Annotated in this window: 24 protein-coding genes and 1 pseudogene; 12 read left to right on the forward strand and 13 right to left on the reverse strand. The window is 59.7% G+C overall.

Annotation, left to right across the window (positions count from 1 at the left end; all coding sequences use genetic code 11):
• Positions 1–16: 16 nt before the first annotated feature.
• From olsB to N2599_RS00215, 5 genes are all read right to left on the reverse strand, one after another.
• A complete protein-coding gene (gene olsB / locus N2599_RS00195) occupies positions 17–895 on the reverse strand; it encodes a l-ornithine N(alpha)-acyltransferase (protein ID WP_027510807.1) in 879 nt (292 codons plus the stop codon).
• Between the two features lie 99 nt (positions 896–994).
• A complete protein-coding gene (locus N2599_RS00200) occupies positions 995–3,232 on the reverse strand; it encodes a hybrid sensor histidine kinase/response regulator (RefSeq protein ID WP_027510806.1) in 2,238 nt (745 codons plus the stop codon).
• A gap of 55 nt (positions 3,233–3,287) precedes the next feature.
• Entirely contained in the window at positions 3,288–3,791 is a 504-nt protein-coding gene (gene lspA, locus N2599_RS00205; protein WP_027510805.1) for a signal peptidase II, read from the reverse strand.
• Complete coding sequence (locus tag N2599_RS00210; RefSeq protein ID WP_027510804.1) at positions 3,788–4,648, reverse strand: TrmH family RNA methyltransferase; 861 nt, start codon at positions 4,646–4,648, stop codon at positions 3,788–3,790. Before N2599_RS00210 ends, lspA begins: the two co-directional genes overlap by 4 nt.
• Positions 4,645–5,742: a class I SAM-dependent methyltransferase gene (locus N2599_RS00215; protein ID WP_027510803.1), complete on the reverse strand. Its 1,098-nt coding sequence runs from the start codon at positions 5,740–5,742 to the stop codon at positions 4,645–4,647. The genes N2599_RS00210 and N2599_RS00215 overlap by 4 nt, the downstream gene beginning before the upstream one ends.
• A gap of 115 nt (positions 5,743–5,857) precedes the next feature.
• On the opposite strand from N2599_RS00215, the gene N2599_RS00220 reads away from it, so the two are divergent.
• Positions 5,858–6,310, forward strand: coding sequence for an SRPBCC family protein (locus tag N2599_RS00220; protein ID WP_027510802.1), 453 nt, complete (start codon positions 5,858–5,860; stop codon positions 6,308–6,310).
• Between the two features lie 46 nt (positions 6,311–6,356).
• Positions 6,357–6,791 (forward strand): GNAT family N-acetyltransferase, encoded by a 435-nt coding sequence (locus N2599_RS00225; protein ID WP_027510801.1) that lies wholly within the window; start codon positions 6,357–6,359, stop codon positions 6,789–6,791.
• Between the two features lie 7 nt (positions 6,792–6,798).
• Here N2599_RS00225 and N2599_RS00230 read toward each other — a convergent pair whose 3' ends face one another.
• From N2599_RS00230 to sppA, 3 genes are all read right to left on the reverse strand, one after another.
• Positions 6,799–7,131 (reverse strand): LapA family protein, encoded by a 333-nt coding sequence (locus tag N2599_RS00230; RefSeq protein ID WP_027510800.1) that lies wholly within the window; start codon positions 7,129–7,131, stop codon positions 6,799–6,801.
• Positions 7,132–7,242: 111 nt separating this feature from the next.
• Complete coding sequence (locus N2599_RS00235) at positions 7,243–7,542, reverse strand: integration host factor subunit beta (protein ID WP_027510799.1); 300 nt, start codon at positions 7,540–7,542, stop codon at positions 7,243–7,245.
• 29 nt (positions 7,543–7,571) lie between these two features.
• Positions 7,572–8,522 carry a signal peptide peptidase SppA gene (gene sppA / locus N2599_RS00240; protein WP_027510798.1) on the reverse strand — a complete coding sequence of 317 codons (951 nt, stop codon included), beginning with the start codon at positions 8,520–8,522 and terminating at the stop codon, positions 7,572–7,574.
• A 218-nt stretch (positions 8,523–8,740) separates the two neighbouring features.
• Here sppA and lptC point away from each other — a divergent pair, with 218 nt between their 5' ends.
• The 6 genes and pseudogenes from lptC (at position 8,741) to ptsN (ending at position 13,386) form a co-directional block, all read left to right on the forward strand.
• Positions 8,741–9,406 (forward strand): LPS export ABC transporter periplasmic protein LptC, encoded by a 666-nt coding sequence (gene lptC, locus N2599_RS00245; RefSeq protein ID WP_027510797.1) that lies wholly within the window; start codon positions 8,741–8,743, stop codon positions 9,404–9,406.
• Between the two features lie 14 nt (positions 9,407–9,420).
• On the forward strand, positions 9,421–10,026 hold the full coding sequence (locus N2599_RS00250; RefSeq protein ID WP_027510796.1) for an LptA/OstA family protein: 606 nt from the start codon (positions 9,421–9,423) through the stop codon (positions 10,024–10,026).
• Between the two features lie 39 nt (positions 10,027–10,065).
• Positions 10,066–10,854 carry an LPS export ABC transporter ATP-binding protein gene (gene lptB, locus N2599_RS00255; RefSeq protein ID WP_027510795.1) on the forward strand — a complete coding sequence of 263 codons (789 nt, stop codon included), beginning with the start codon at positions 10,066–10,068 and terminating at the stop codon, positions 10,852–10,854.
• A gap of 61 nt (positions 10,855–10,915) precedes the next feature.
• Positions 10,916–12,031, forward strand: a pseudogene (rpoN, locus tag N2599_RS00260) (RNA polymerase factor sigma-54); the annotation flags it as partial.
• 244 nt (positions 12,032–12,275) lie between these two features.
• Positions 12,276–12,851: a ribosome hibernation-promoting factor, HPF/YfiA family gene (gene hpf, locus N2599_RS00265; RefSeq protein WP_027510793.1), complete on the forward strand. Its 576-nt coding sequence runs from the start codon at positions 12,276–12,278 to the stop codon at positions 12,849–12,851.
• 70 nt (positions 12,852–12,921) lie between these two features.
• Positions 12,922–13,386: a PTS IIA-like nitrogen regulatory protein PtsN gene (ptsN, locus tag N2599_RS00270; protein WP_027510792.1), complete on the forward strand. Its 465-nt coding sequence runs from the start codon at positions 12,922–12,924 to the stop codon at positions 13,384–13,386.
• A gap of 77 nt (positions 13,387–13,463) precedes the next feature.
• On the opposite strand, the gene N2599_RS00275 is transcribed toward ptsN, so the two are convergent.
• The 3 genes from N2599_RS00275 to N2599_RS00285 all read right to left on the reverse strand — a co-directional run bounded on the left by N2599_RS00275 (position 13,464) and on the right by N2599_RS00285 (position 18,209).
• Entirely contained in the window at positions 13,464–15,806 is a 2,343-nt protein-coding gene (locus N2599_RS00275) for a methyl-accepting chemotaxis protein (protein ID WP_027510791.1), read from the reverse strand.
• 229 nt (positions 15,807–16,035) lie between these two features.
• Positions 16,036–16,935 carry a ribokinase gene (locus N2599_RS00280; protein WP_027510790.1) on the reverse strand — a complete coding sequence of 300 codons (900 nt, stop codon included), beginning with the start codon at positions 16,933–16,935 and terminating at the stop codon, positions 16,036–16,038.
• 50 nt (positions 16,936–16,985) lie between these two features.
• Positions 16,986–18,209 (reverse strand): DNA recombination protein RmuC, encoded by a 1,224-nt coding sequence (locus N2599_RS00285; protein WP_027510789.1) that lies wholly within the window; start codon positions 18,207–18,209, stop codon positions 16,986–16,988.
• 205 nt (positions 18,210–18,414) lie between these two features.
• Between N2599_RS00285 and N2599_RS00290 the strand changes: the two genes are divergently transcribed.
• From N2599_RS00290 to truA, 4 genes are all read left to right on the forward strand, one after another.
• Entirely contained in the window at positions 18,415–19,911 is a 1,497-nt protein-coding gene (locus N2599_RS00290) for a globin-coupled sensor protein (protein ID WP_027510788.1), read from the forward strand.
• A gap of 95 nt (positions 19,912–20,006) precedes the next feature.
• Positions 20,007–20,522 (forward strand): peptide deformylase, encoded by a 516-nt coding sequence (gene def / locus N2599_RS00295; RefSeq protein WP_027510787.1) that lies wholly within the window; start codon positions 20,007–20,009, stop codon positions 20,520–20,522.
• Positions 20,523–20,560: 38 nt separating this feature from the next.
• Complete coding sequence (gene fmt / locus N2599_RS00300; protein WP_027510786.1) at positions 20,561–21,496, forward strand: methionyl-tRNA formyltransferase; 936 nt, start codon at positions 20,561–20,563, stop codon at positions 21,494–21,496.
• Positions 21,496–22,299 carry a tRNA pseudouridine(38-40) synthase TruA gene (gene truA / locus N2599_RS00305; protein ID WP_027510785.1) on the forward strand — a complete coding sequence of 268 codons (804 nt, stop codon included), beginning with the start codon at positions 21,496–21,498 and terminating at the stop codon, positions 22,297–22,299. Before fmt ends, truA begins: the two co-directional genes overlap by 1 nt.
• A 24-nt stretch (positions 22,300–22,323) precedes the next feature.
• Here the strand turns inward: truA and N2599_RS00310 are convergent, their stop codons facing one another.
• Both N2599_RS00310 and dapE read right to left on the reverse strand, forming a co-directional pair.
• Positions 22,324–22,920, reverse strand: a complete 597-nt coding sequence (locus N2599_RS00310) for a hypothetical protein (RefSeq protein WP_027510784.1) — start codon at positions 22,918–22,920, stop codon at positions 22,324–22,326.
• Positions 22,907–24,100, reverse strand: a complete 1,194-nt coding sequence (dapE, locus tag N2599_RS00315) for a succinyl-diaminopimelate desuccinylase (protein ID WP_027510783.1) — start codon at positions 24,098–24,100, stop codon at positions 22,907–22,909. Before dapE ends, N2599_RS00310 begins: the two co-directional genes overlap by 14 nt.
• Between the last annotated feature and the right edge of the window lie 17 nt (positions 24,101–24,117).

Below are 24,117 nucleotides of genomic sequence, written 5' to 3' on the forward strand. Positions count from 1 at the left end.
TTGAATTTCTGGAAAATCAGCTCGCGAAGCGGCCGGCGTCGGCGCCGTAGTAATTCAGATACCGATCTGAGATGCTGGAAATTGGCAGCACGATTAGTACGTCCGTCGTGTTGAACGCATGGTCTACCACCGCCGTGGAGCCGACCATCGCGCCGAGGCGGAGATAGCCCTTGATCAGCGGTGGAAGCGCCATCAGCGCCTTCTTCGGATTAACGGCTTCCGGCGGCATCAGATCCATGCTCCGGGCCAGATCCGGCAGAGCGCCAACCGCCCATTCGTCCTTGGCGAGGACTGTGTGATGCAGGAAGGAAAGTGCCAACGCATGGCTCTCAGGGTGCACACCCGGGAAGGAAGCGCAGCCGAACATGGCGCTCATGCCATGCCTCAGGGCATAGGCCCAGTTGCCCTGCCAGAGAAGTTCCACTGTGCGCTTCGTGCGGTATTCCGGCAGCACGCAGGAGCGGCCGAGTTCCATGAAGCGCTTGTCCGGATGGCGAGCAAGAAGCTCGCCGATCGCGAATTCGGAAGCCGAGTAAAAACCGCCATTTGCCATCGCCACCTCCTGGCGCAGCAGGCGGTAAGTGCCGACGATCTGGTCTTCGCTGTCGCCTTCGATCGACCGGTCGAGAACGAGAAGGTGATCGCAGAATGCATCGTAAGCGTCGACGTCGCGTTCGCGGCGCATGGCCTCTGGCGGAAGCTGCGCCTGCATTTCCTGAACGAAAACGCGGTAACGCACATGCTGCGCAGCATCGATCTCGCGAGCAGTGCGGGCAAGGCGGGTCTCCAGGTTGCCGATGCGGCCAAGGACGTCGCCTTCCTTCGGCGCGACGGGCGCTGCAGGCCGAGAAACCTCCGCCGTTGTGTCGCGATTAAGGATGTCGATGGACATGATGATTCTCCCGTTGCCGGCTCATAACGCGTCATAAAACACTTCTATGCGACAGGAAAGTGACATGGACTTTACGGAAAAATGACGCTTATGTCACCCCGCTCAGAGCGCTTCGGCTCGGCGGGCGGAAAGGGCTGCCACGGCATGGACTTCCGTCAGTAGCCGGATCGGATCGACAGGTTTCAGCATCACGCGGTTTGCACCGGCAAGCAAGACCTGACGGCGCGACTCGTCGCGTTTGTCGGCGGTCAGAACAATGACGGGCACCGGAACGACTTGCAGCCGCCGCTCATGACCGCGCAGCCGGCCAATCATTTCAACTCCTTCGCCGCCCGGCATCGCGAGATCGCTGATGATGATGTCGGGCCGAGTGCTGCCTTCGGCAAGTGCGCAATCCAGCAAGGTCTCGAAGTCTTCGACATGCTGAACCTTGTGTCCGCCCTTCTCCAGCATGGCACGGACGAGCATCGCATTGATCGGGTCGTCTTCTCCGAGCAGGATGTTCAGCCCGCCCGGCATATTCGCTTCGGGAATGGCGGCGGTGAAGCCAGGCTGGTTGTCGTTAAGCGCATCGCGCTTTTCCATACCGCGCATGCGTCCACGCAGCACGTCGATCAGCGATTGCTCGCGAAGGGGCCGGATAAGCCAGGCATCGAAGAGATCAAGCGGATAGGCGTTACGCTCTTCCGGATTGACGAGAAGGGTCTTGCGCAGGCCAAGCGCGGCAATTTCAACGCGGTCAGCAAGATGTTCGGTAAATTCGGCAGACATGCGGTGATCGATGATGATATCCGTCGGGCGGTGGCCCTTACCCGCAATGTTGAGAAGCGTCTCCCGGGCTTTTTCGCCGTCGGCCACCAGATGGCAATCGCCGCCGAGCGCGACGATGGTCTCGGCGATTGCGGCGCGGGCGGCACCAGCCGGAGCAAGAAGCACCACGATATTGCCGGCAAGCAGCGATTTGAAGCTGCCGCGAGCCTCTACTGGAATGGTTGCAGGAAAGCAGATCGTGAATTCGCTGCCCTTGCCCTTTTCGCTGGCGACGGTCAGCGAACCGCCGAATTCGCGCATGATGCGAGCGGAGATGGTGAGCCCGAGCCCGGTGCCGCCGCTCTTTTCCATCATGGTTCCCCCCTGCTCGAATTCGCCGAAGATCCGGGCCTGCTCTTCCGCTGTCATCCCTGGCCCGGTGTCGGTCACCGTGATCATGAGGTCGTCTCCGCGCAAGGATACGCGGATGAAGACGCCGCCCGCCCGGGTGAACTTCACTGCATTGCCGATGACGTTAAAGAGCACTTGGCGCAGTCGTGCCGGATCGAAACTCATGAATTCCGGCACGTCGGAAGAGACCGTCGCACCGATCTCGATGCCTTTTTCGTGGGCGCGATGTGCCAGCATCTCGACGACGCTTTCCAGTAGCTGGCGCAGCGATTCGGTGCGTGGACGAAGCTGGAAGCGGCCGACCTCGATCGTCGAGAAATCGAGGAGGTCTTCGACAAGTTGGGTCAGCGCATGACCTGACTGACGGATGCCCTCGATATAGTTCTGCTGCTCCTGGGTCATTTGCGCTTGCGTAAGCAGGTGAGTCATCCCGAGGATGCCGGACAGTGGCGTTCGGATCTCGTGGCTGACGGTCGCGAGCAAGCGGGATTTTGCAGCACTGTTGTATTCGGCCTTTTGGCGCGCCTCCTCGCGCGCCTGCGCTGAAAGATGTTCGGCGGTCACGTCACGGGCGACGCTCTGCAGTAGCAGACGGCCGTTCGATGGATCGCGGGTGACGACATCATGCCAGACGAAGATGCGCTGGCCTTCCGGCGTCGAGATCTCAACATCGAAACGATATGGCTCAGCGCCAGGGCGGAAGGCGATGCCGATTTCTTCGCAAGTCTGGCCTTCCGGCTTCAGGCGGCCCGTCAGCCGGCGAAAGGTGGCATTGGCGCCGATGATCCGCCGATCGATGGTACGAGTAACCGTTATGTCGCCGAGGGCGTCATGAACATTGGCGAAAAGTTCAGCTGCATCAATTGCTTGCGGCCGATTGCCGGCCCGCTGGCGCGGCTTCACCAGCAATGCATAACCGACAAGCGCTACGGCAAGGATCGCAAGGCCGGCGGAAAGCAGCGGAGGTCCGCCCGCTTGCCCGAGTGCAAGGAGTGCGATCGCAGCAAGAAGGCCAAGGCCGCCGAGCCAGTAAAAGAGAAGGGTGCGCAGCGGATGCTTTTGCTTTGGGGCGGCTGGCGCCGGCGGCAAAACATCGTCTGCGGCCCGCGGATCATGCGGTTTGGCGGCCGCGCCGAATGCGGCGGCGAGACGTTCGTGCAATTGGGCCAGACTGTGCATAATTGCTGGCTAACATATGCGCCGTTCCGAATGCCTTCAGGAAAAGCGTAAGATTTTAGCTTTCCGTCTTTTTCGGCTGCAGAAGCTCATCGAGAATGACGCAGCCGGCACCGACCGTGATGAAGCTGTCGGCGAGATTGAAGACGGCGAAGGACCAGCTTTCGGTGTGGAAGAGAATGTAGTCGATGACGTGGCCGTAGAGGAAGCGGTCGATCAGATTGCCGAGCGCACCGGCGATGATCAGCGCAAAACCGATATGCGCAATCCAACGGTCCTTCGAGGTCCGATGCCAGAGCCAGAGAACGAAGGCCACGATAACGAGCCGCATGCCGACGATGAACCAGCCGTCCATGCCCGACAGCATCGAAAAGGCGACGCCCAGATTGTAGGTGCGGTAGAGCGCCAGCATTGGGATCACCGGCACGGCTTCCTGAAGCGGCAAATAGCGATCGACCGCGATCTTGACGACCTGGTCGATGACGACTGCGATGAGAATGAAGATCAGGATCGGCGCCGGGCGCGAGAAGAGCGCCGGACGGTCAAGCATCTTTTCGATCATTTGCCCTCGGAAAGTGAAAGGAGATGGCGGCGCGCTTCGAAAAGCATCACGCCACTGGCGACGGCGAGATTGAGGGAGTCCGCGCGTCCCTGCTGCGGGATACGCGCAAGTGCATCGGCCTCCTTGGCCAGCTGATCCGGCAGGCCGGACTGCTCGTTGCCCATCAGGAGAACGACTGGCTTCTTTTTGTAATCGATCGTGCGGTAATCGACGGAGCCTGCAAGGTGCGTGGCGACGACGGACACGCCGGCAGATTTCTTCCAGCTGATGAATTCCTCAGGCGTCGTCTTCGCGACGGGCACGGCGAAGACGGAGCCCATCGTGGCGCGCACGGTTTCAAGGGAAAACGGGTCGGTCGTTTCCCCGACGAGGATAACTCCGGAGGCGCCTGCGGCATCCGCCGTGCGGATGATCGTACCGAGATTGCCGGGATCGCGCACACGGTCCAGAGCAATCCAGGTCTCTCCATCCTTCGGGCGAATGTCCTTCAGCGGCTTCCAGCGGCTCTCGAAAATGCCGACCACCATCTGCGGATTGTCCCGTCGCGTGACCGAGGAAATGACCTTTTCACTGACTTCGAGAACGAGGCCGCCGGACGCAACGGTTTTTGCCGCCATCTGCTCGACCAGCGGTTTGCCCTTGGCGGCCTTGGCATAAACCAGCGTGCGGATCGTCCAGCCGAGCTCGATCGCGTCGATCACCAGTTTCAGGCCCTCCGCCATGAAGGTGCCGCTCTCCTCGCGCGACTTCTTGTTGGTCAGCGCCTTGATGTCCTTGATGATCGGATTGGCAAGCGAGGTAACCTCTTTCACATGTCCGACCTTATGCGGGCCGTGGCCCCGATGTTCATGGCTCATTTCGGCACCCAGCGGGAGAAGAGGGAGGTCGATAGCGCGCGGCCCTTCGTCTTGCCGTCAAGGCCCGCCTCGCGAATCACGAGCTCGCCGGATTCCACTACGCCGCCTGCGCCGCGCATCGTCTCTCGCATTAATTCGTGGATCGAATAGAAGCTTGCACGGATGGAATAGGCGGTCAGCACCAGGCCGAGCGCCTGCGGTGACAGGATATCGCGGCAGACATCGAGCATCAATGGCAGGTGTTCGAAGAGATGCCAGACCTCGCCGTTCGGGCCGCGGCCGAATTTGGGCGGATCGGTGAGGATGATGTCGTAGGTGTTGCCGCGGCGTTCCTCGCGGAGGATGAACTTCATCGCGTCTTCGCAAATCCACCGGATCGGCAGCTTTTCCATGCGGCCAAGCGCCTGATTTTCACGCGCCCAGCCGATCGCCTTCTTGGAGGCGTCGACATGGGTGACTTCCGCGCCGGCCGCTGCCGCAACCAGCGATGCAACGCCGGTATAGCCGAAGAGGTTCAGCACCTTCAGCGGCCGCCCGGCCGCCTCGACCCGCTCCTTCATCCAGCTCCAGTGGACGATCTGCTCGGGAAAGACGCCTACGTGGCGGAAGGACGTGAAACGCCCGTAAAAATCTACGTCCAAGAGGTTCAATGGCCAGGTCTCGCCAAGCGCCTCCTTCGGAAAGCGCCAGCGGCCAGTGCCTTCCTCGTCCGTATCGCCGGTAAAGATCGCGTCGGCCTTTTCCCAGACATGGGCTGCCAGCGATGGTTGCCAGAGCGCCTGACCCTCGGGTCGGACGATGCGATAGGGGCCGTATTGTTCGAGCTTCAGGCCGTTGCCGCTGTCGATGAGGTGAAAATCGCCTGCGCCGAGGGATTCCAGAATAACAGGAACGCGCTCATGAGGACGGTCGCCGGCGCGGTTCTTCAACGGCCGCTCGCTTGCAGCAGGCGCGGCTGCCTCTCGCGCGGTCTCCCGTGCGCCTAGAGGTTTAACCGCTTTTGGCGGGCGGCTCGAGTGCTCGTCACTACGGCGATTACCAGGGGAGCCGGCAGGCTGCAGCTTATGGCCCGGCCGGCGCTCTTTCTGTCTCAACGTGTTTTCCGCGTCTTAAGTTTGATGGAGCCCGTGCAAATAGCATTCCCCTGCCACCTTGGCAAAGTGCTTTCCGGCTGTGATAGTTTGGAGAAATGGAACGGGAGGGTTTCGTATGGACATGACTGGCGAGGAACGTATCAATGCACCGCGCGATGCGGTGTGGACAGCCTTGAATGATCCAGAAGTCTTGAAGCGATGCATCCCCGGCTGTCAAAGCCTGGAGATGAAGTCGCCAACCGAGCTTGCGGCGGTCGTCAAGGTCAAGATCGGCCCCGTTTCGGCGACTTTCAACGGTGAGGTGACACTGACAAATGTCAACGCGCCTGAGAGCTACACGATCTCGGGCGAGGGAAAGGGCGGCGTAGCAGGCTTTGCCAAGGGCGGGGCCGACGTCACCTTGACGGCGGAAGGTGCCGAGACAGTGCTGCAATATGCGGTCAAAGCACAGGTCGGCGGCAAGCTTGCCCAGCTTGGAGCGCGGCTGGTGGATTCGACCTCGCAAAAGCTTGCGCAGCAGTTCTTCTCGGATTTCAATACGGTCGTCAGCGAAAAGGCTGCGCAATAGCGGCTCCAGGCTTGGCACGGTCTTCGGCCTATTCTAAGTCGCATCTATGAAATACACAGTCAGAAATTCGCGCCCTTCAGACAACGGGCAGCTCAGCGATATCTATCTCAACGTGCGCAGGCAGACCTTTACTTGGGTCGATCCCGGCAAATTTCGCCATGAGGATTTCCTCGCGCATTCGCAGGGTGAAATTGTCTGGGTCGCCGAAGCGCCGGAGGGCGAGATTGCCGGCTTCATGACACTCTGGCCCGCGGATGATTTCATCCACATGCTCTACATTCGCAAGGAATGGCAGGGGGAGGGTGTCGGTACCGCGCTGCTGAAGGCTTTGCCGGGGTGGCCGCGTCGTAGATACCGGTTGAAGTGTTTGATCAACAACAGAAGCGCCAAGACATTCTATGCCGGCCGCGGCTTTGTGGTCACTGGCAATGGCACGTCCGCCGAAGGCGACTACGAGGAACTGAGCTTCATTCCTGCCTGATGGTCGATCAGCGGGAGGGCAATTGGCCGGCGATCTCCTCCGCGCGGCTCTTGTGCCGATCCGCCTCGCTCTGCCAGCGAACGGCTTCTTTCGCCTCGACTTTCGCGCGCTTGCGGTGTTTGCTCTGGGCGAACCATGTGGCGGCCGAGCCTATCAGCATGCCGATAATCAACGCGATGAAGATGAACACGAAGAAAGGCGCAGAAAGCGCAAGAACCTGATCGTCGGGCCGGAAGGGGTTGAATGCCAGCGTCACGCTCTGCCGGTTAGCAACACAGAAGACGATGAGAATGATGCCGAGCGGCAGCAAAATCAAAAGGTTGATGATCTTCTTCGCCATCCATGGCCTCCACGCGTGGTCGCGCCGCTTCGATGCGGCGCATGACTGCTCAGCAGAATAGAAAGGTGCGCGCGAAGTTCAAGCGCGGTTTCGACGCGGTCCGGATGAAGCTCAATCGTCGTGGTTGGGCTGGCCGGGGTTCAGCCGCTCGCGCAACTCCTTGCCGGTCTTGAAGAAGGGCACCCACTTTTCTTCGACGAAGACGGTGTCGCCGGTACGCGGATTGCGGCCGGAGCGCGAAGGGCGGTTCTTGACAGAAAATGCACCGAAGCCGCGAAGCTCGACACGGTTGCCCGCTGCGAGCGCATCGGTGATCTCGTCGAGGACCGCGTTGACGATATTCTCGACATCCCGGTGATAAAGATGCGGGTTGCGCGCGGCAACGATCTGCACCAATTCCGACTTGATCACGGTCGCCCCCTTAAATTATTGATTTCTTATCAATCGCGGCCAACCTGCCAAACTGAAACGAGCCCGTCAAGGAGCAACTTTTGTGGCAGAATTCCCTCGATGTCCTGGCTCCTCACGAGATCACCATAGCCGAGCAGAGCTGCGAGCCTGGAAACAGCCCCCGCAAGCAGAAAAGGCGTGGTGCTCGTCTTGTCCCAGTCAACGACCGGAAGGTTTTTGCCGACATCCCGCGTAGCGAGATAATTGCGGATCTCCGGATCGCCGCCGACCTGGTCGATGAGCTTGACCTTCGCCGCCTGGCGGCCGGTGAAAATAGTGCCGTCGGCGAGCTTCAGCACCTCGTCGCGCGGCAGTTTGCGGCGGTCGGCAACAAGGTCGACGAACCAGGCGTAGCTGTCCATGACCATATTATTGATCATGGTTTTCGCCTCTTCACTGGCAGCATGGAAGGGCGATGGCTCTGCCTTCAGCGGCGACGACTTGATCTCTTGCAGCGAGACGCCGAGCTTGTCGAGCAGCGGCTGGATCTGCGGATACTGAAAGATCACGCCGATCGAACCTGTGAGCGAGCTTTCGCCGGCAATGATCGTGTCGCCGGCGGCCGCGATCATATAGCCTGCAGAAGCGGCAAGCGTCCGGACATCGGAGACGACCGGCTTCTTCACAGCAATCGCCCGGATGGCCTTGAATATCTTTTCGCCGCCATACGTCGTGCCGCCCGGCGAAGAAATGGAGACGATGACGCCTTTGACCCGGTCGTTCTCTTCGATCTTCTTCAGCCTCTCAAGCAACTCGTCGTCGTCGGTTATGAGGCCGGAAATCGTCACATGGGCGATGTGCGGCCGCTGTGTGGCGATGTCGCCTGCGATGAATTGGTAGAGAGCAAAGCCGAGCGCGACCAAGAGTACCACCGCCGCAATGCGCCAGAAGCCGAGTTTGCGGCGAAGCCTGCGGCGATCAGCGATCGTCGAACTGTCCATAAAGTCCTCCAGAGCCGGCACGCCGGCTTCATGCAACATGGCATCAGATAAGGTGGCATTCCCCTTCGGAAATCCCGGTTTACTTCATTTTCATGCCTTATTTGCTAGTTGCAGAAAAAAATCCATATTGGCAAGCTAGTGTAATAATGCGAAACGATCTGTGATTGGCGGGCATAGTTCCTATATAGGGTTGCCGATCAACAGACACGGATATGTTAATGCTCAACACATTGAACAGCAGCGGGAAGCCTGCCTTTGTCAGGCCCGTACAGAGCGCCTATACGGCCGCGCTCTTCCATTCTGCACGTGTCCGCCGCTTGAAGATATTGCTGCCTATCGCTGCTGTCACCATTTCGCTTGTCTTCATTGCGGTCTCGATGGTCCGGGCTTACCTGCCCGAGAACCTCAAGATCGAAGGCGCCAAGATCGAAAACGGCAAGATCGTCATGGAAAAGCCGGCGATCGCCGGCCGTAATGCCGACGGCATCAACTATTCGATGCTTGCCGAGCGCGCGCTGCAGGACATCAAGAATCCGAACCTTATCACGCTCGAAACGATCAAGGCTGCGGTGCCGGTCAGCGATGATCTGATCGCCCGCGTCGAGGCTGCCACGGCCGATTATGATCGATCCACGGACAACCTTGCTCTGAGAGACCCATTCACGATTTTGCTGAGCAACGGTCTGACGGCGAAATTTCAATCTGCCAAGCTCGATATCAAGGGCGGCAAAATGACAACGGACGACCCTATCGAGATTCAAAAAGACGGCGCTTCGATTGTTGCGCAGTCGCTCAAGATGACGGATAAGGGGCGCGTGATCACATTCGAGGGGAACGTTCGCATGAATGTCGATCCATCCGTCATCCGTAAACAGGGCACCTAACAGCCGGGTCACTCATGACAATAGATTGTCACTTTTCAATTCGTAAGTCAGGCGTAACATTTGCCCGTAGCGCGATAGCGCTTCTGCTAGTGGCAGGGGCGGCCTTTGCACAGGCGACCACCAGCCAGATGGATGGCCTGAAGCTCGACAGCAATCAACCGATCCAGATCGAAAGCGACAAGCTCGAGATTCAAGATCAGGAGCACAAGGCCGACTTCACCGGCAACGTAAAAGTCGTCCAGGGGAAGACGACCTTGCAGGCCGGTCATATGACGGTCTTCTACAAGGCAAAGGCAGGTGACTCGCAGCCAGCCGGCGCGAAGACTGACGCTGGAGCGGCGTCGATCTCGTCCGGCAATGCCGACATCGACCGTATCATTGTGACCGATAAGGTTTTCTTGAGCTCCGGCACGCAGACGGCAACCGCCGACAACGGCTCCTTCGATATGGCACAGCAGCTCTTCGTTCTGAAGGGCGACAAGGTTGTACTGTCGGATGGCCCGAATGTCTTCACAGGCTGCCAGCTCACCGTTTACATGCAGACGGGACGGGCGCAACTGGATAGCTGCGGGGGGCGCGTCCAGATTCAGCTTGATCCAAAATCCCAGAAAAAGAACTGAAACCGGCCTCCCGACGTGAAATTATTCTCGCTTTCAACCATGTTCGGCAAGGCCGGGCCGCAATCGGGCGCGGACTCTGCCGCTGGCGGCGACAAGAGCCGTTACAACGGCACGCTGATTGCACGCGGTCTGACGAAGACCTATAGCACACGGCGTGTTGTCAACGGCGTCTCGCTGGTCGTTAGGCGCGGCGAAGCTGTCGGCCTTCTGGGACCGAACGGTGCCGGCAAGACAACCTGCTTTTATATGATCACCGGTCTCGTGCCGGTGGACGAAGGCACGATCGAGATCGATGGCAATGACGTGACGACGATGCCGATGTATCGCCGGTCGCGTCTCGGTGTCGGCTACCTGCCGCAGGAGGCCTCGATCTTCCGCGGCCTGACGGTCGAAGAGAATATCCGCGCCGTGCTGGAAGTGCATGAGAAGGACAAGACGGAGCGGGAGAAGAAGCTCGACGAGCTTCTGGAGGAATTCCATATCGCCAAGCTGCGAAAATCGGCGGCTGTCGCGTTATCGGGCGGTGAGCGCCGGCGTCTGGAAATTGCCCGCGCACTTGCGACCGATCCGACCTTCATGCTGCTTGACGAGCCTTTTGCTGGCGTCGATCCCATTTCGGTCGCGGACATCCAGAACCTCGTGCACCATCTGACGGCACGCGGCATCGGCGTTTTGATCACCGACCACAATGTGCGCGAGACGCTGGGCCTCATCGATCGAGCCTATATCATCCATGCCGGCGAAGTGCTGACGCATGGCCGCGCGAACGATATCGTCAACAATCCGGAAGTGCGCCGGCTCTATCTTGGTGACAAATTCAGCCTTTGATAGGATCGAAGGCGACGGAAATTCACCTTCCTGTCATACTTGCGCTTGACCAAATAGAATAAATCTCGACGATTTTGTTGCCGGCCAGGTCTCTCTCAGAGATCACCTCGCGCAGCAGATTCCATTCATCCTGCCGGATGCAGGTGACCGGCTGATCGCGCAGCAGTTAATCGACCAGCTCGACGAGGCGGGTTATCTGCAGAGCGACCCCGCCGGCATCGGTGAAAGACTGGGCACCGATCCTGCGGCCGCCGAACGTGTTCTTGCCGAGTTGCAGACCCTCGATCCGCCTGGCGTCTTTGCGCGCACCCTGGCCGAATGCCTGTCGATCCAGCTCAAACAGAAGGATCGCTTCGATCCTGCCATGCAGGCCCTCGTTTCCAACCTCGAATTGCTGGCACGGCGCGACTTCGCGACGCTGAAGCGGCTTTGTGGCGTGGACGAGGAAGACTTGCTTGATATGCTTTCGGAGATTCGCCAGCTGAATCCGAAACCCGGCAGCGGCTTTGAGACCAGCTTTTCCGAAGCGATCATGCCGGATGTCGTCGTGCGTTTGTCATCTGATGGAAGTTGGCTGGTAGAGCTGAACCCGGATACGCTCCCGCGCGTGCTCGTCAATCAGTCCTATTTTGCCAAGGTTACAAAGAACGGCGGCGATTACGCATTCTTGTCCGAATGCCTTCAGAGCGCCAACTGGCTCACGCGCAGTCTCGATCAGCGCGCGAAGACCATCATGAAGGTGGCAAGCGAGATCGTCCGCCAGCAGGACGCCTTCCTGATGCATGGCGTCGATTACCTGCGCCCGCTGAATTTGAAGACGGTCGCCGATGCCATCAAGATGCATGAGTCGACCGTCAGCCGCGTCACCTCGAATAAGTACATTCTGACGCCGCGCGGCCTCTTCGAACTCAAATATTTCTTCACGGTTTCGATCAGCGCGGTGGAGGGCGGCGACAGCCATTCTGCTGAGGCCGTTCGCCACAGGATCCGCTCTCTGATCATGCGGGAAAGCCCGGATGCTGTCCTCTCCGACGATGACATTGTCGATATGCTGAAGAAGGACGGCATCGATCTGGCTCGCCGTACGGTTGCAAAGTACCGCGAGGCGATGAATATCGCGTCCTCCGTTCAGCGGCGGCGCGAAAAGCGGGCATTGGCGAAGGTTGCCGGCTTTTAAAATCCGAGCTAAATCAACCCTTGATATTCGCGCCGCGGCGCACCCGTTGACATTTCGATCGTCTACCGCTAGAAGCCCGCCGCAATTGGCGCTGTGAACAGCGTTTGGACTTATCCCCATCATCCTCAGGGCGCTTGGAGCACGCGACTTAAGCCGATCTTGCTTGAGTCTACGTGAAGTGCTTGGATGAGGTGTGGCGTTGGCGTAAACTGGTACCGCAAACCACTATAAGAAGGGAAACTCGATGAGTGTGCGTGTATCCGGTAAACACATGGAAATTGGGGACTCGTTCCGTCAAAGGATCGAGGACCAAATGGACATGGCCATCACGAAATACTTTGACGGGGGCTATTCCGGTCAGGTGATTGTGGAGAAATCGAGTTCGCGCTTCTCTGCCGATTGCAAGCTTCATCTCGACAGCGGGGTGGTGTTGCATGCGGCAGGCGAAGCGATGGACCCGCAGCTCGCATTCGATGCAGCTTCGGAGCGCATCGAAAAGCGTCTCCGCCGCTACAAGCGCAAGCTCAAGGATCATCATGCCGGAAACCATCTGAATGGGTCTGCGGAAGTCGCCTATACGGTCATGGACGCGGTCCCGGATCATGAAGAAGAGGTTCCCGACGATTTCGCCCCGGTCATTGTTGCCGAGAGCACGAAGCAGTTAAAAACCATGTCCGTCGCGACCGCCGTGATGGCGCTCGATATGACGGATGAGCCGCTGCTTCTGTTCCGTAGCCCGGGTAAGGAACATTTGAACATCGTTTACCGCAGGCATGACGGCAATATTGGCTGGATCGACGCGGCCAATATCAAGAGCTGACATCCGGGCGATGAGCGGCGGGGACGCCGCTCTCCCGATCATCCGGTTTCGGCGACAGAAGGAAAAAGAAATGGCATTGGCAGATCTGCTGCACCAAGATGCGATCATTCCGGCCCTAAAGGTAAATTCGAAGAAACAGTTGCTTCAGGAATTGGCGGCAAAGGCCTCCAAAATCACCGGCCTTTCCGAGCGGGAAATTTTCGACGTCGTTCTGCAGCGTGAGCGTCTCGGCTCGACGGGTGTCGGCAATGGTATCGCCATTCCGCACGGCAAGCTTGCCAGCACCCGCTCGATTGTCGGTGTCTTTGCGCGGCTGGAAAGTCCAGTCGATTTCGAAGCGCTTGACGACCAGCCGGTCGATCTGGTGTTTCTGCTTCTCGCTCCGGAAGGGGCGGGCGCAGACCATTTGAAAGCGCTGTCGCGCATTGCGCGGGTGCTTCGTGATCACGATCTCGTCGCGAAGCTGCGCGCCACTGATTCCGCATCGGCGATTTATGCCTTCCTCAACGAAGAGCAAGCATCCAACGCTGCCTGAGCGGCGGACGATCGTCTAAAATAAAAAGAGGCGCCCGGTTGTCCGGACGCCTCTTTTGATCAGTGCCGAGCCCTGCCTCAGAACTCTTCCCAGTGGTCCTGCGCAACGGCAGCCGAACCGTGCGACTGTGGCACAGCTCGGCGCGGGGCGGGAGCCGGAGAACGGTAGGTCGGCGCCGGAGTTGCAGGGGCGCGCATTTGCTGTGCCGCCGAGCGCAGCGCCGTGGCGTTTCCCTGACCAGACACACGGAAGCGAAGGACGAGGGCCTTCAGCGTCTGCGCCTCGTCGTTCAGCGCAACGCTGGCTGCTGTCGCCTCTTCGACCATTGCCGCATTCTGCTGGGTCACCTGGTCCATCTGGTTCATGGCCTGGTTGATTTCCTTGAGGCCGATCGCTTGCTCACTTGCGGAGGCTGAGATCTGGCGGATGAGACCGTTGATGCCCATCACCTGCTCGGCGATCTTATGCAGCGTACCCCCGGCCCGGCCGACGAGATCGACGCCTTCCTTGACCTGGATGGCCGAGGTATTGATGAGCGTCTTGATTTCCTTGGCTGCATTTGCAGAGCGTTGGGCCAGCTCGCGGACTTCCTGAGCAACCACAGCGAACCCCTTACCCGCTTCACCGGCGCGCGCCGCTTCGACGCCTGCGTTGAGCGCCAAGAGGTTTGTCTGGAAGGCGATTTCATCGATGACACCGATGATGCGAGAGACCTCAGTCGATGACTGCTCGATGCCGTGCATGGAGGCGATTGCCTTTTGCACCACCTCGCCGGATTTTTCTGCGTCTTCGCAGGCGAGATTAACGTTGTCGGCGGCCGTCCGCGCATTGTCGGCACTCGAATTGACCTGAGCGGTCAACTCGTTGAGCGCGGCGGCGGTTTCTTCCAGGCTTGCCGCCTGCTGTTCCGTGCGCTTGGCAAGATCCGAGGCGCTGTTGCTGATTTCGCTGGTGCCGGAGCCAATGTTCACGACGCTGAGGTTCATCGTGTTGATCGTCTCTTCAAGGCTGGCAAGCGCAGCGTTGAAATCCTGCTTCAGCTTGTCGTACTCGCCGGGGAACGCCTCTGTGATGCGATGGCCGAGGTTGCCCTGCGATAGTTCGGAGAGCCCGGCACCGACGATGGAAACGATCTGGCGCTGCAGCGCGACCGACTCCTGCCGCTCGCTTTCAGAACGGTTGCGTTCAGTTTCGGCGGCCCTGCGCTGATTGTCAGCCTCTGCTTCGAGCCGTTGCGTATCGGCAAGCGCAAACCGGAATCCTTCGAGGGCTTTGGCGACGGAACCGATTTCGTCCGCGCGGTCCTGACCGGTGACCGGCTCTTCATACTTGCCGTCGCTAAGCGCTTTGACACTCGCAACGAGCGAGCCAAGAGGCTTTTGCACGAAAGAGCGGACGGCAAAATAGAGAGCCAGCATGACGGCACCGAGGACAACAATGCCACCGGCGATCATCATGAAGGTTTGATCGCGCACTGGTGCGTTAATGGCGCTGTGGGGAACATCGACGAGCACGGCCCACGTTGCATGAAGATCCGGCACGGCAAACGGATAAACGACGCGGTCGAAAGGTTCATAGCCATCAAGGGAGAGGTTACGAACCACACCTGATGTCATCGAGGCTAGCGCTGTCTTAACTTCGGCCGCACCTTCGCCGTCGCCATAGGGTTTCGACATCAGTTCTTTCGTCGGCGCCACGATCCAGTTGCCGTTTTGCGCAACGAGGGTGACGCGACCCGAACCGAAGGGATGCAATGCCTGCAGTTTGTCGGTGAGGGATTTGAGCGAGATGTCGACGCCTTCGACACCAATCATCTTGCCGCCGGACATGACGGGATAGGCGATGGAGGTCAGCAGCGTTGGAACATCGGTGCCTTCGGCGAGATAGGGTGAGGTGATGGCGCCCTTGCCGCTTTCGGCCGCAAGTTTCCACCATTCCGCGGCATAATCGTTGTCGAAGGTCGAAAACTGGATGGCGCCTTCCCTCGTCTTCGACCAATAGGGCGTAAAGGCGCCGTTCTTGTTCGTGCCCTCATCGAGCTTATCGGCGATCTCGGTTGTTTTGCCGTCGAAGGCGCCGAGCTGTTCACAGAACCAGCTTCCGAAGGCAAAAGCATTCTGCTCAAGGTTAGCTTTGAGGATGTTTACGATGCCCTTGCGGTCGAAGGTCTTGCCTTCGTGACCGCGGCCGACGACGCCCGACATCGAGCGCGCGGCGCTCGCCAACTCGCCTACATTTGCAGCGATCTCGTTGGCAATTGATTTCGCCTCGAGATTGGCTTGGTCCATCGTCAGCATCTGAACGCGATCGCGCGTTTGGTCGATCAGGAAGAGGTTGGAGATCAGCATCACAAGCGCGATGGCCACGCCTGTAATGAGGATGAGCTTTGCGGCAAGCGACTTCATGCGGAAGATGGACATGGGTTCCTCGGCAATGGCGACGCACCGGAGGCGCATTCTCCGGCACGGGGAGGAAATGCCGCGCCGTCATGGAGCAGCCGTAACGTGCCAGGCCCTTCGAGAAAAGCCAGACGATCAAAAGAAAGATCGCCGGAAATCCCTTAAATTTGAATGAAACTATATCGATTCATTCTGCTAATGTATTGAGTTGATTCATATTTCTTCGAGTGTTCGGTCAAAATAGACAAGATTATATCTTGTTTGCGACTTCGGCGGACAAGGGAATGGATGGCTGTGCTCCAGCCTTGAGGCAGGCCAGCGAGCCGGCGATGGCGGCCCGGCGCAGCGAAGCCTCGAAGTCGAGGCCTTCATCGAGGCTTGCGGCAAAGTAGCCGCAGAACGTATCGCCAGCGCCGACGGTATCCACCGGCTCGATTTTCAGTCCCTTCGCTCGTGTAACGACACCATCCCGGATTGCGATCACGCCGTCTGCGCCGAGCGTCACGATCAATGTCTGTCCGGTCTCTTCGTGCAGGCGCCTTAACGCCGTTTCGCGGTCAGCTGTGCTCATGTTGTCCTGGCCGGCAAGCCGCTCGAACTCCGTCTCGTTGGCAATGACGATATCGGCGAGACGCCCGAGCCGTGGGGCGTCCGCAATAAGCGGGGCGAGATTGAGGACGGTCGTGACGCCCTTGACCTTGGCTGCGGTTAGCGCACGCTCAACCGCCGGCGCCGGCACCTCGAACTGCAGCATCAGGATATCGCCTTTGCTCATGGCGCCGATTGCCGCATCGGCGTCCCCAGCCGTGATAGTCCCGTTTGCGCCCGGCACGACGGCGATCATGTTCTCGCCGTCTCCACCAACAAGAATCAGCGCTGTTCCGGTCGGCCCTTCGACATGCTTGACGCCCGCAAGGCGGGTGCCTGCCTGATCGAGAAGCGCAAGCGCCGGAGCAGCGAATTCATCCTTGCCGACTGCGCCCACCATATGGACCACTCGGCCGGCACGTCGCGCGGCCAATGCCTGGTTGGCTCCCTTGCCGCCGGCCGCCGTTGCAAAGCCGTTGCCGGCCACCGTTTCGCCGGGCTTCGGCAGGCGATCGGTCGTGGCGATGAGGTCCATGTTGATGGAGCCGAAAACTGTGATCATAAAGGGTTTCCCGTCATGCTTCTTATGCGGACGGACACTGCCCGATGGGCTCACTCTTCGTCAACCACCCGGAGTTTAAGAAGCCCGGTGCGGCTCTCGACCGACTTTGCCGGAGGTCCGCTTTCACGTTCCTCCTTGAGTGCTCCTCCGCCCTCGAATTCCAGCGCTTCGATTTTTGCGCCGCGTTTGGAGAGCTTGTCAGTGGATGTGATGATCTGATCAATATCCCGCTGTGCCTGGGAAAAATGAGTCTGCAGTTTGCGAACGCGCTCATCAAGCCGCCCGAGATCATCCATCAGGATTGCTACCTCACCCTGGATGACGTGCGCTTGCGCCTGCATGCGCTGATCCTTCAAAACGGCTTGGATGACCTGGATCGACAGCATCAGCAGCGAAGGCGAAACGATGACGATGCGGGAACGATGCGCTTTCTGGACGATCGGCTCGAAATTCTCGTGGATTTCAGCGAAGATCGATTCCGAAGGAACGAAGAGAAATGCCGTCTCCTGTGTCTCACCTTGGATAAGATACTTCTCCGAGATATCGCGGATATGGATTTCCATGTCGCGGCGGAATTGTTGCGAGGCAAGTTTGGTGGCGTCCGGATTGCCCGCGTCGCGAATGGCATTCCATGCTTCGAGAGGAAATTTGGCATCGATGACCAGGGGCGGTGCACTGTTCGGCATGCGCACGGTGCAGTCCGGCCGCGAGCCGTTTGAAAGCGTCTGCTGGAAAGCATAGGCACCCATCGGCAGGCCGTCGGCGACGATTGTCTCCATGCGGGACTGGCCGAAGGCGCCGCGCGTTTGCTTGTTGGAGAGGATAGCCTGAAGCCCGACGACGTCTTTCGCCAGTGTCTGGATGTTGTTCTGAGCCGCATCGATGACGGCAAGCCGTTCCTGCAGTCGCTGAAGGTTCTCGTGCGTCGATTTCGTCTGTTCGCTGATTGTCGTGTTAACGCGTTGCGACATGCCGTCGAGGCGCTGACCGATTGCTTGGTTGAGTTCGGCCTGACGTGTGCCGAAGACCTCAGCCATCGTCGAGATGCGTCCCTTCATCTCGGCCTGGATCTTCAGAAGCTCGGACATCCGGGCATCGGCTTCCGCGGCCCGGATCGCTGCCTCCTCATTCTGCTCGCGGCGGAGATTGCCGTTCCTGAACAGCAAAAACACGAGCACCACGACAACAACCGCAATAGCGCCGCCGGCAAGAGCAAGGATGACGGGGCTGAGCCCTGCGAGCGAAATCGTCAGCGAGTCGGTAGCGTTGTTCATTCGCGCACAATAACAAACTCGGCGGCAATGGCTAGATCAAAACGTGAACAAATCCACGGCGCAATTTCCGGGGCAAAGTGCCGCAGCACTGTGGCACCAAACAACCGAAAATCGCAGCCCAGTTTAACGAATGCTCAACCATATTTGCGAATTGTCCTTTCCAGACAAACCCTTATCGCACCATGCGCCAGGATAGAGATACACCATGACCAGCCAGCAATCCGCAAATGCCCTCAAGCAGCGCCTCGATTTCATCGAACTCGATAGCGAGGCGCGCAGGACGATACGCGAGTTGCGGCCGGTGATCGGCGAACTGATCGGCGGCGCACTGGATAAGTTCTATGGAAAGATCGCTAGGACGCCCGCGGTCGCCGGCTTCTTTTCTGACAAGGCACATATCGGCGGTGCCAAGAAGCGCCAGGAGGATCACTGGGCAAACCTCGCCGGGGGCAATTTCGATGAAAGCTATGTGAATGGCGTTACCGCCGTCGGCAGCGCCCATGCCCGGATCGGGCTCGAACCGCGCTGGTATATCGGCGGTTATGCGATCGTCATCGCGGAACTCGTCAAAGGCATTATGGAAAAGCAGTGGCCGTCACGCTTCGGCCGTCAGCAGGGCAAGGCGCTTGCCGAAAAGCTCACGTCGGTCATCAAGGCCAGTATGCTCGATATGGATTATTCGATCTCTGTCTATCTCGATGCGCTGGAAGAGAAGCGGCGCAAGCTTGAAGAGGAGCGAGCCAAGGCCGAAGCCGATCAGGCGATTGCGCTCGAGCACCTGCGCCGCGGCTTGGAAGCTCTTTCAAAGGGCGATCTCGAAGCAACGTTGCCGGCCAATCTGCCGGCCAATTTTCGGCACATGGCGGAGGATTATAACCGCGCCGCCGCGGCCCTTCGCGCCTCCTTCGCATCGGTGCGCAACAGTTCCGGCGAAATCTTGAGCGGCACGGACGTAATTTCCAAGGCGACCGACGATCTGGCGATGCGCACGGCGCAGCAGGCGGCCGGCATTGAGGAGAGCTCCGCTGCGCTCCAGCAGCTCTCCGTCAGTGTTGGCCAGACCGCAGCAAACGCTGAGAAGGCATCCGGTGCGGTGCGCGAGACGCAGGAGAAGGCGAAGAGCTCAGGGGATCTCGTGACAAGCGCGGTGTCGGCCATGGCGGGCATCGAGAAGTCGTCTGCCGAGATAGCCAAGATCATCGGCGTCATTGACGAAATCGCCTTCCAGACGAACCTTCTGGCACTTAACGCCGGCGTTGAGGCCGCGCGTGCCGGCGAGGCGGGCAAGGGCTTTGCCGTCGTCGCACAGGAAGTGCGTCAGCTCGCGCAGCGCACTGCCGATGCAGCCAAGGAGATCAAGAACCTGATCTCGGAAAGCTCCATCCAGGTGAACGAAGGCGTCGGCATCGTCAGCAGTACCGGCGAGGCACTTAGCGATATGATCAGCCGCATCGACATCATCAACCGCTTCGTCGCAGATATCGCAGCGGCGGCGCGTGATCAGGCGACAGGTGTCAACGAGGTCAGCATTGCGATCCGCAACATGGACACGATCACGCAGCAGAACTCGAGCATGGTAGAACGTACCTCGGCAGAGACACGTCACCTGCGCGCGGAGGTTGATACCCTCGTGGCGCTGCTGCAGCGCTTCAATATCCGCTCGCAGGAGCGCCAGGCGCCGGCATCCCGCCGCGCAGCCTGACCGAATGCCAAAAATTCCGGAGGGCTGCGCAAAAAAGCGCCTTCAGGAGTTTCAGGATAATTCCCTAGCCGGAAAAGATAGGTTATGGGAACGCCATGACCATCAAGCCACTTATAATTCTTCCAGATCCCGTCCTCCGCCAGGTTTCCAAGCCGATCGAGCGGGTCGATGCCGATCTCAAGCGTCTTGCCGACGATATGCTGGAAACGATGTATGACGCGCCGGGCATCGGTCTGGCTGCAATTCAGGTCGGCGTGCCGCGCCGTATGCTGGTGATCGACGTTTCGCGCGAGGGCGAGGAAAAACAGCCGCAGGTCTTCATCAATCCGGAGCTCCTCAAGTCTTCGGGTGAGCGATCTGTCTATGAAGAAGGCTGCCTTTCCATCCCGGACTACTATGCCGAGGTCGAGCGTCCGGCGGCTGTGACGGTCAAATACCTCGATCGCGACGGCAAGGAGCAGACGGTGGAGGCCGATGGCCTTCTCGCCACTTGCCTACAGCATGAGATCGACCATTTGAACGGCGTACTCTTCATAGATCATATCTCGCGGCTGAAGCGCGAAATGGTGATCAAGAAGTTCACGAAGGCGGCGAAGTCGAAGGCGATTTAGACAGGGCGGCAGGCGGCCCTAAAACCTGGCGGGATAGAATGTCGCTTCGCATCATTTTCATGGGAACGCCGGAGTTCTCGGTCCTGACCCTGCGCGAGTTGGCGGATGCGGGGCATCAGATCGTTGCGGTCTATACGCAGCCGCCGCGGCCGGGCGGACGGCGCGGTCTCGACCTGCAGAAGTCGCCGGTGCATCAGGCCGCCGAACTGCTCGGCCTGTCGGTCTTCACACCGGTCAATTTCAAGGAGCCGGAAGAACGGGAGCGCTTCCGGGCGCTCAATGCGGATGTGGCGGTTGTCGTCGCCTATGGGCTGCTGCTGCCGGAGGCGATTTTGAACGGAACGCGCAACGGCTGCTACAATGGCCATGCCTCGCTGCTGCCGCGCTGGCGCGGCGCAGCACCCATCCAGAGAGCGATCATGGCAGGCGACGAAAAGACCGGCATGATGGTAATGAAGATGGACAAGGGGCTCGATACCGGCCCCGTCGCGTTGACCCGCGAAGTCGAGATCGGACCGAACATGACGGCCGGTGAACTGCATGACAAGCTGATGTACGTCGGCGCCAAGGCCATCGCTGAAGCTATGGTCAAGCTCGAAATGGACGACCTGCCGCTGACGCCGCAGCCGGAAGAGGGAGTCCTCTATGCCGCGAAGATCGACAAGGGCGAGACGCGGATCGACTTCGGCAGGGATGCAAAGGACGTTCACAATCATATCCGCGGACTGTCGCCATTTCCGGGTGCCTGGTTCGAGATAGGGATCGGCGGCAAGCCGGAGCGGGTGAAGGTGTTGGGTTCGATGCCTGCCGAAGGGCAGGGGAACCCCGGAGAGGTGCTGACGGACGATCTGGTGGTTGCCTGCGGTTCCGGCGCGGTACGGCTGACGAAGCTGCAGAAGGCCGGCGGCAAGCCGCTCGCCGCCGCCGATTTCCTGCGCGGGACGCCGCTTGCTATGGGCACGAGGCTTTCCTGATGCCGCGCTACCGCATGACGGTCGAATATGACGGCCGCGCCTATGTCGGCTGGCAACGGCAGGAAAACGGGCCGTCGGCACAGGGGGCGATCGAGAAGGCGATCCTGTCGGCGAGCGGCGAGACGGTGTCGATCCGCGGTGCGGGTCGCACGGATTCCGGCGTGCATGCAATGGGGCAGGTGATCCACGCCGATCTCGCGAAGGAATGGTCGCCCTTCAAGTTGCAGAATGCGCTGAACGCCCATCTGAAGCTTGCCGGCGAGGCCGTCTCGATTCTCGACGTGACGGTGGCGAGCGAATTCTTCGACGCCCGCTTCTCGGCGCTCCGGCGGCATTATCTCTACCGCATCGTCAGCCGCCGCGCGCCGCTGGCGCTCGAAGCGGGCAAGGCCTGGTGGGTGCCAAAGGCGCTCGATCATGAGGTGATGCACGCGGCCGCCCAGATCCTGGTCGGCAAGCATGATTTTTCCACCTTCCGCTCCGCGCACTGCCAGGCAAACAGCCCGGTCCGCACGCTCGACCGGCTCGACGTGACGCGGAACGGCGAACTCATCGAAATCCGCGCAACGGCGCAGAGCTTCCTGCACAACCAGATCCGCTCCTTCGCTGGAACGCTGAAGCTCGCGGGAGAAGGCAAGTGGACGCCGGAGGATGTGCGTGCCGCGCTCGAAGCACGGGACCGCAAGGCCTGCGGTCCGGTCGCCCCGCCGGAGGGGCTTTATTTCATGCAGGTCGATTATCCGGCGGTGATCATCGACCGGCGCAAGCGGACGGAAGAAAATGGTGATGACGATCTGTCATGACCTGGCCTACGCGAGATCGTTGACCTAGACCGGATAAATGCCAAGGAAGCGCTGGAGATATTCAGCGAAGATCATGGTCGGCACCAGCAGAGCCAGCGTCAGCGCCCCGACCATCAGCCCGTGGCCGTGGAAGATCATCCGCAAAATCCTTGCAAGCATGAAGACCTGCGCCATCATGAAGACCAAGAGCAGGACCGACACGACGCTGATGGCGCCGGGAATGAAGAAGACCAGCGCCAGCAGCAGACCGTTGATGTAGGAAAGCGGCACGCCCAGCCAGTTGACGCTGACGACCACGGCGGCAAAGCGATCACCCATGCGGAAGGCAAACAGCAACAGTCCAGCAAAGACCAGCGGCACGAACCAGTTGGCGATTTCGACCAGACCCAAGCGGAAATAGAAGGGCAGGCCGACGTCGACATGCGGCGGCATCGACTGCAGGAAAGCCTGACGCCACCAGAGCCACGAAATACCCATCGGCGGCAGGCACCAGGCCATCGCCCAGAAAGAGCGGTTGACGCCCCGGTCCGACATGTCGAGAAACCGGAAGCCGCGCGTATCCATACGGATCAGCAGCCACAAACCCGACAGATAGTATTGAACCTCTCTAAGCCCCGGCATTCACAAACCAGCGCTCGATAAAGGCTTCATAGATCTGCGTCAGCGTTTCGAGATCGGAAACGGTAACGCGTTCATCGACCATGTGCATGGTCTGCCCGACGAGCCCGAATTCGACGACCGGGCAATAATCCTTGATGAAACGCGCGTCCGACGTGCCGCCGGTGGTCGAAAGCTTCGGTGCCTTGCCGGCAATGCTTTCCACGGCGGAGGAGAGGGATGCAATCAGTGCGTTGTTGTGGGTGAGGAAGACATGGCTCGGCCGGTCGGCCCAGACGATGTCATATCTTACCGGCTCACGGCCGGGGCGCAACACGCCGTCCTTGGCAGCGACGTCAAGACGACGGAGGATTTCCACCTGTAACGTGTCAACCGTCCAGGTGTCGTTGAAGCGGACGTTGAAGCTCGCCGTTGCCTTCGCCGGAATGACATTGGTGGCCGGATTGCCCACATCGATGGTCGTCACTTCGAGATTCGACGGTTGGAAGTTCTCCGTTCCTTTGTCGAAGGGGGGATCCATCAATGCGCTGGTGAGCTGCAGCATGCCGCGTACCGGATTGTCTGCAAGGTGCGGATAGGCGGCGTGGCCCTGAACGCCGTGCACGGTGATCTTGCCGGAGAGTGAACCTCGGCGGCCGATCTTGATCATGTCGCCGAGGGCATCCGGATTGGTTGGCTCGCCGACGAGGCAGGCATCCCAGCGCTCGCCGCGTTCTGTCGCCCATTGCAGGAGTTTGATCGTGCCGTTGATCGCCGGGCCTTCTTCATCGCCGGTGATCAGGAAGGAGATCGAGCCCTTTGGATTTCCATGTTTTTCGACGTACCGGGAAACGGCTGCCACGAAGCAGGCGATCCCGCCCTTCATGTCGACCGCGCCACGGCCGAAGAGCTCGCCGCCAGCAATCTCGGCGGCGAAGGGCGGATGCGTCCATGCGGCTTCGTCGCCAACCGGGACGACGTCCGTGTGTCCCGCGAACATCAGATGCGGGCCATCACCGCCCAGTCGCGCGTAAAGGTTTTCGATGTCGGGCGTGCCGGCTTCCGTCGCTTTCACCTTGTCCACCGTAAAACCCAGAGGCGAGAGCATGGTGTCGAGCGCAGAAAGCGCGCCGCCTTCGGCAGGCGTCACGGAGGGGCAGCGGATGAGCGTCTGAAGATTGGCGACGGGATCGGTGGCGGTCATGAGGGTCGAATTATCCG

It is taken from the genome of Rhizobium sullae, assembly GCF_025200715.1.
GTDB lineage: Bacteria > Pseudomonadota > Alphaproteobacteria > Rhizobiales > Rhizobiaceae > Rhizobium > Rhizobium sullae.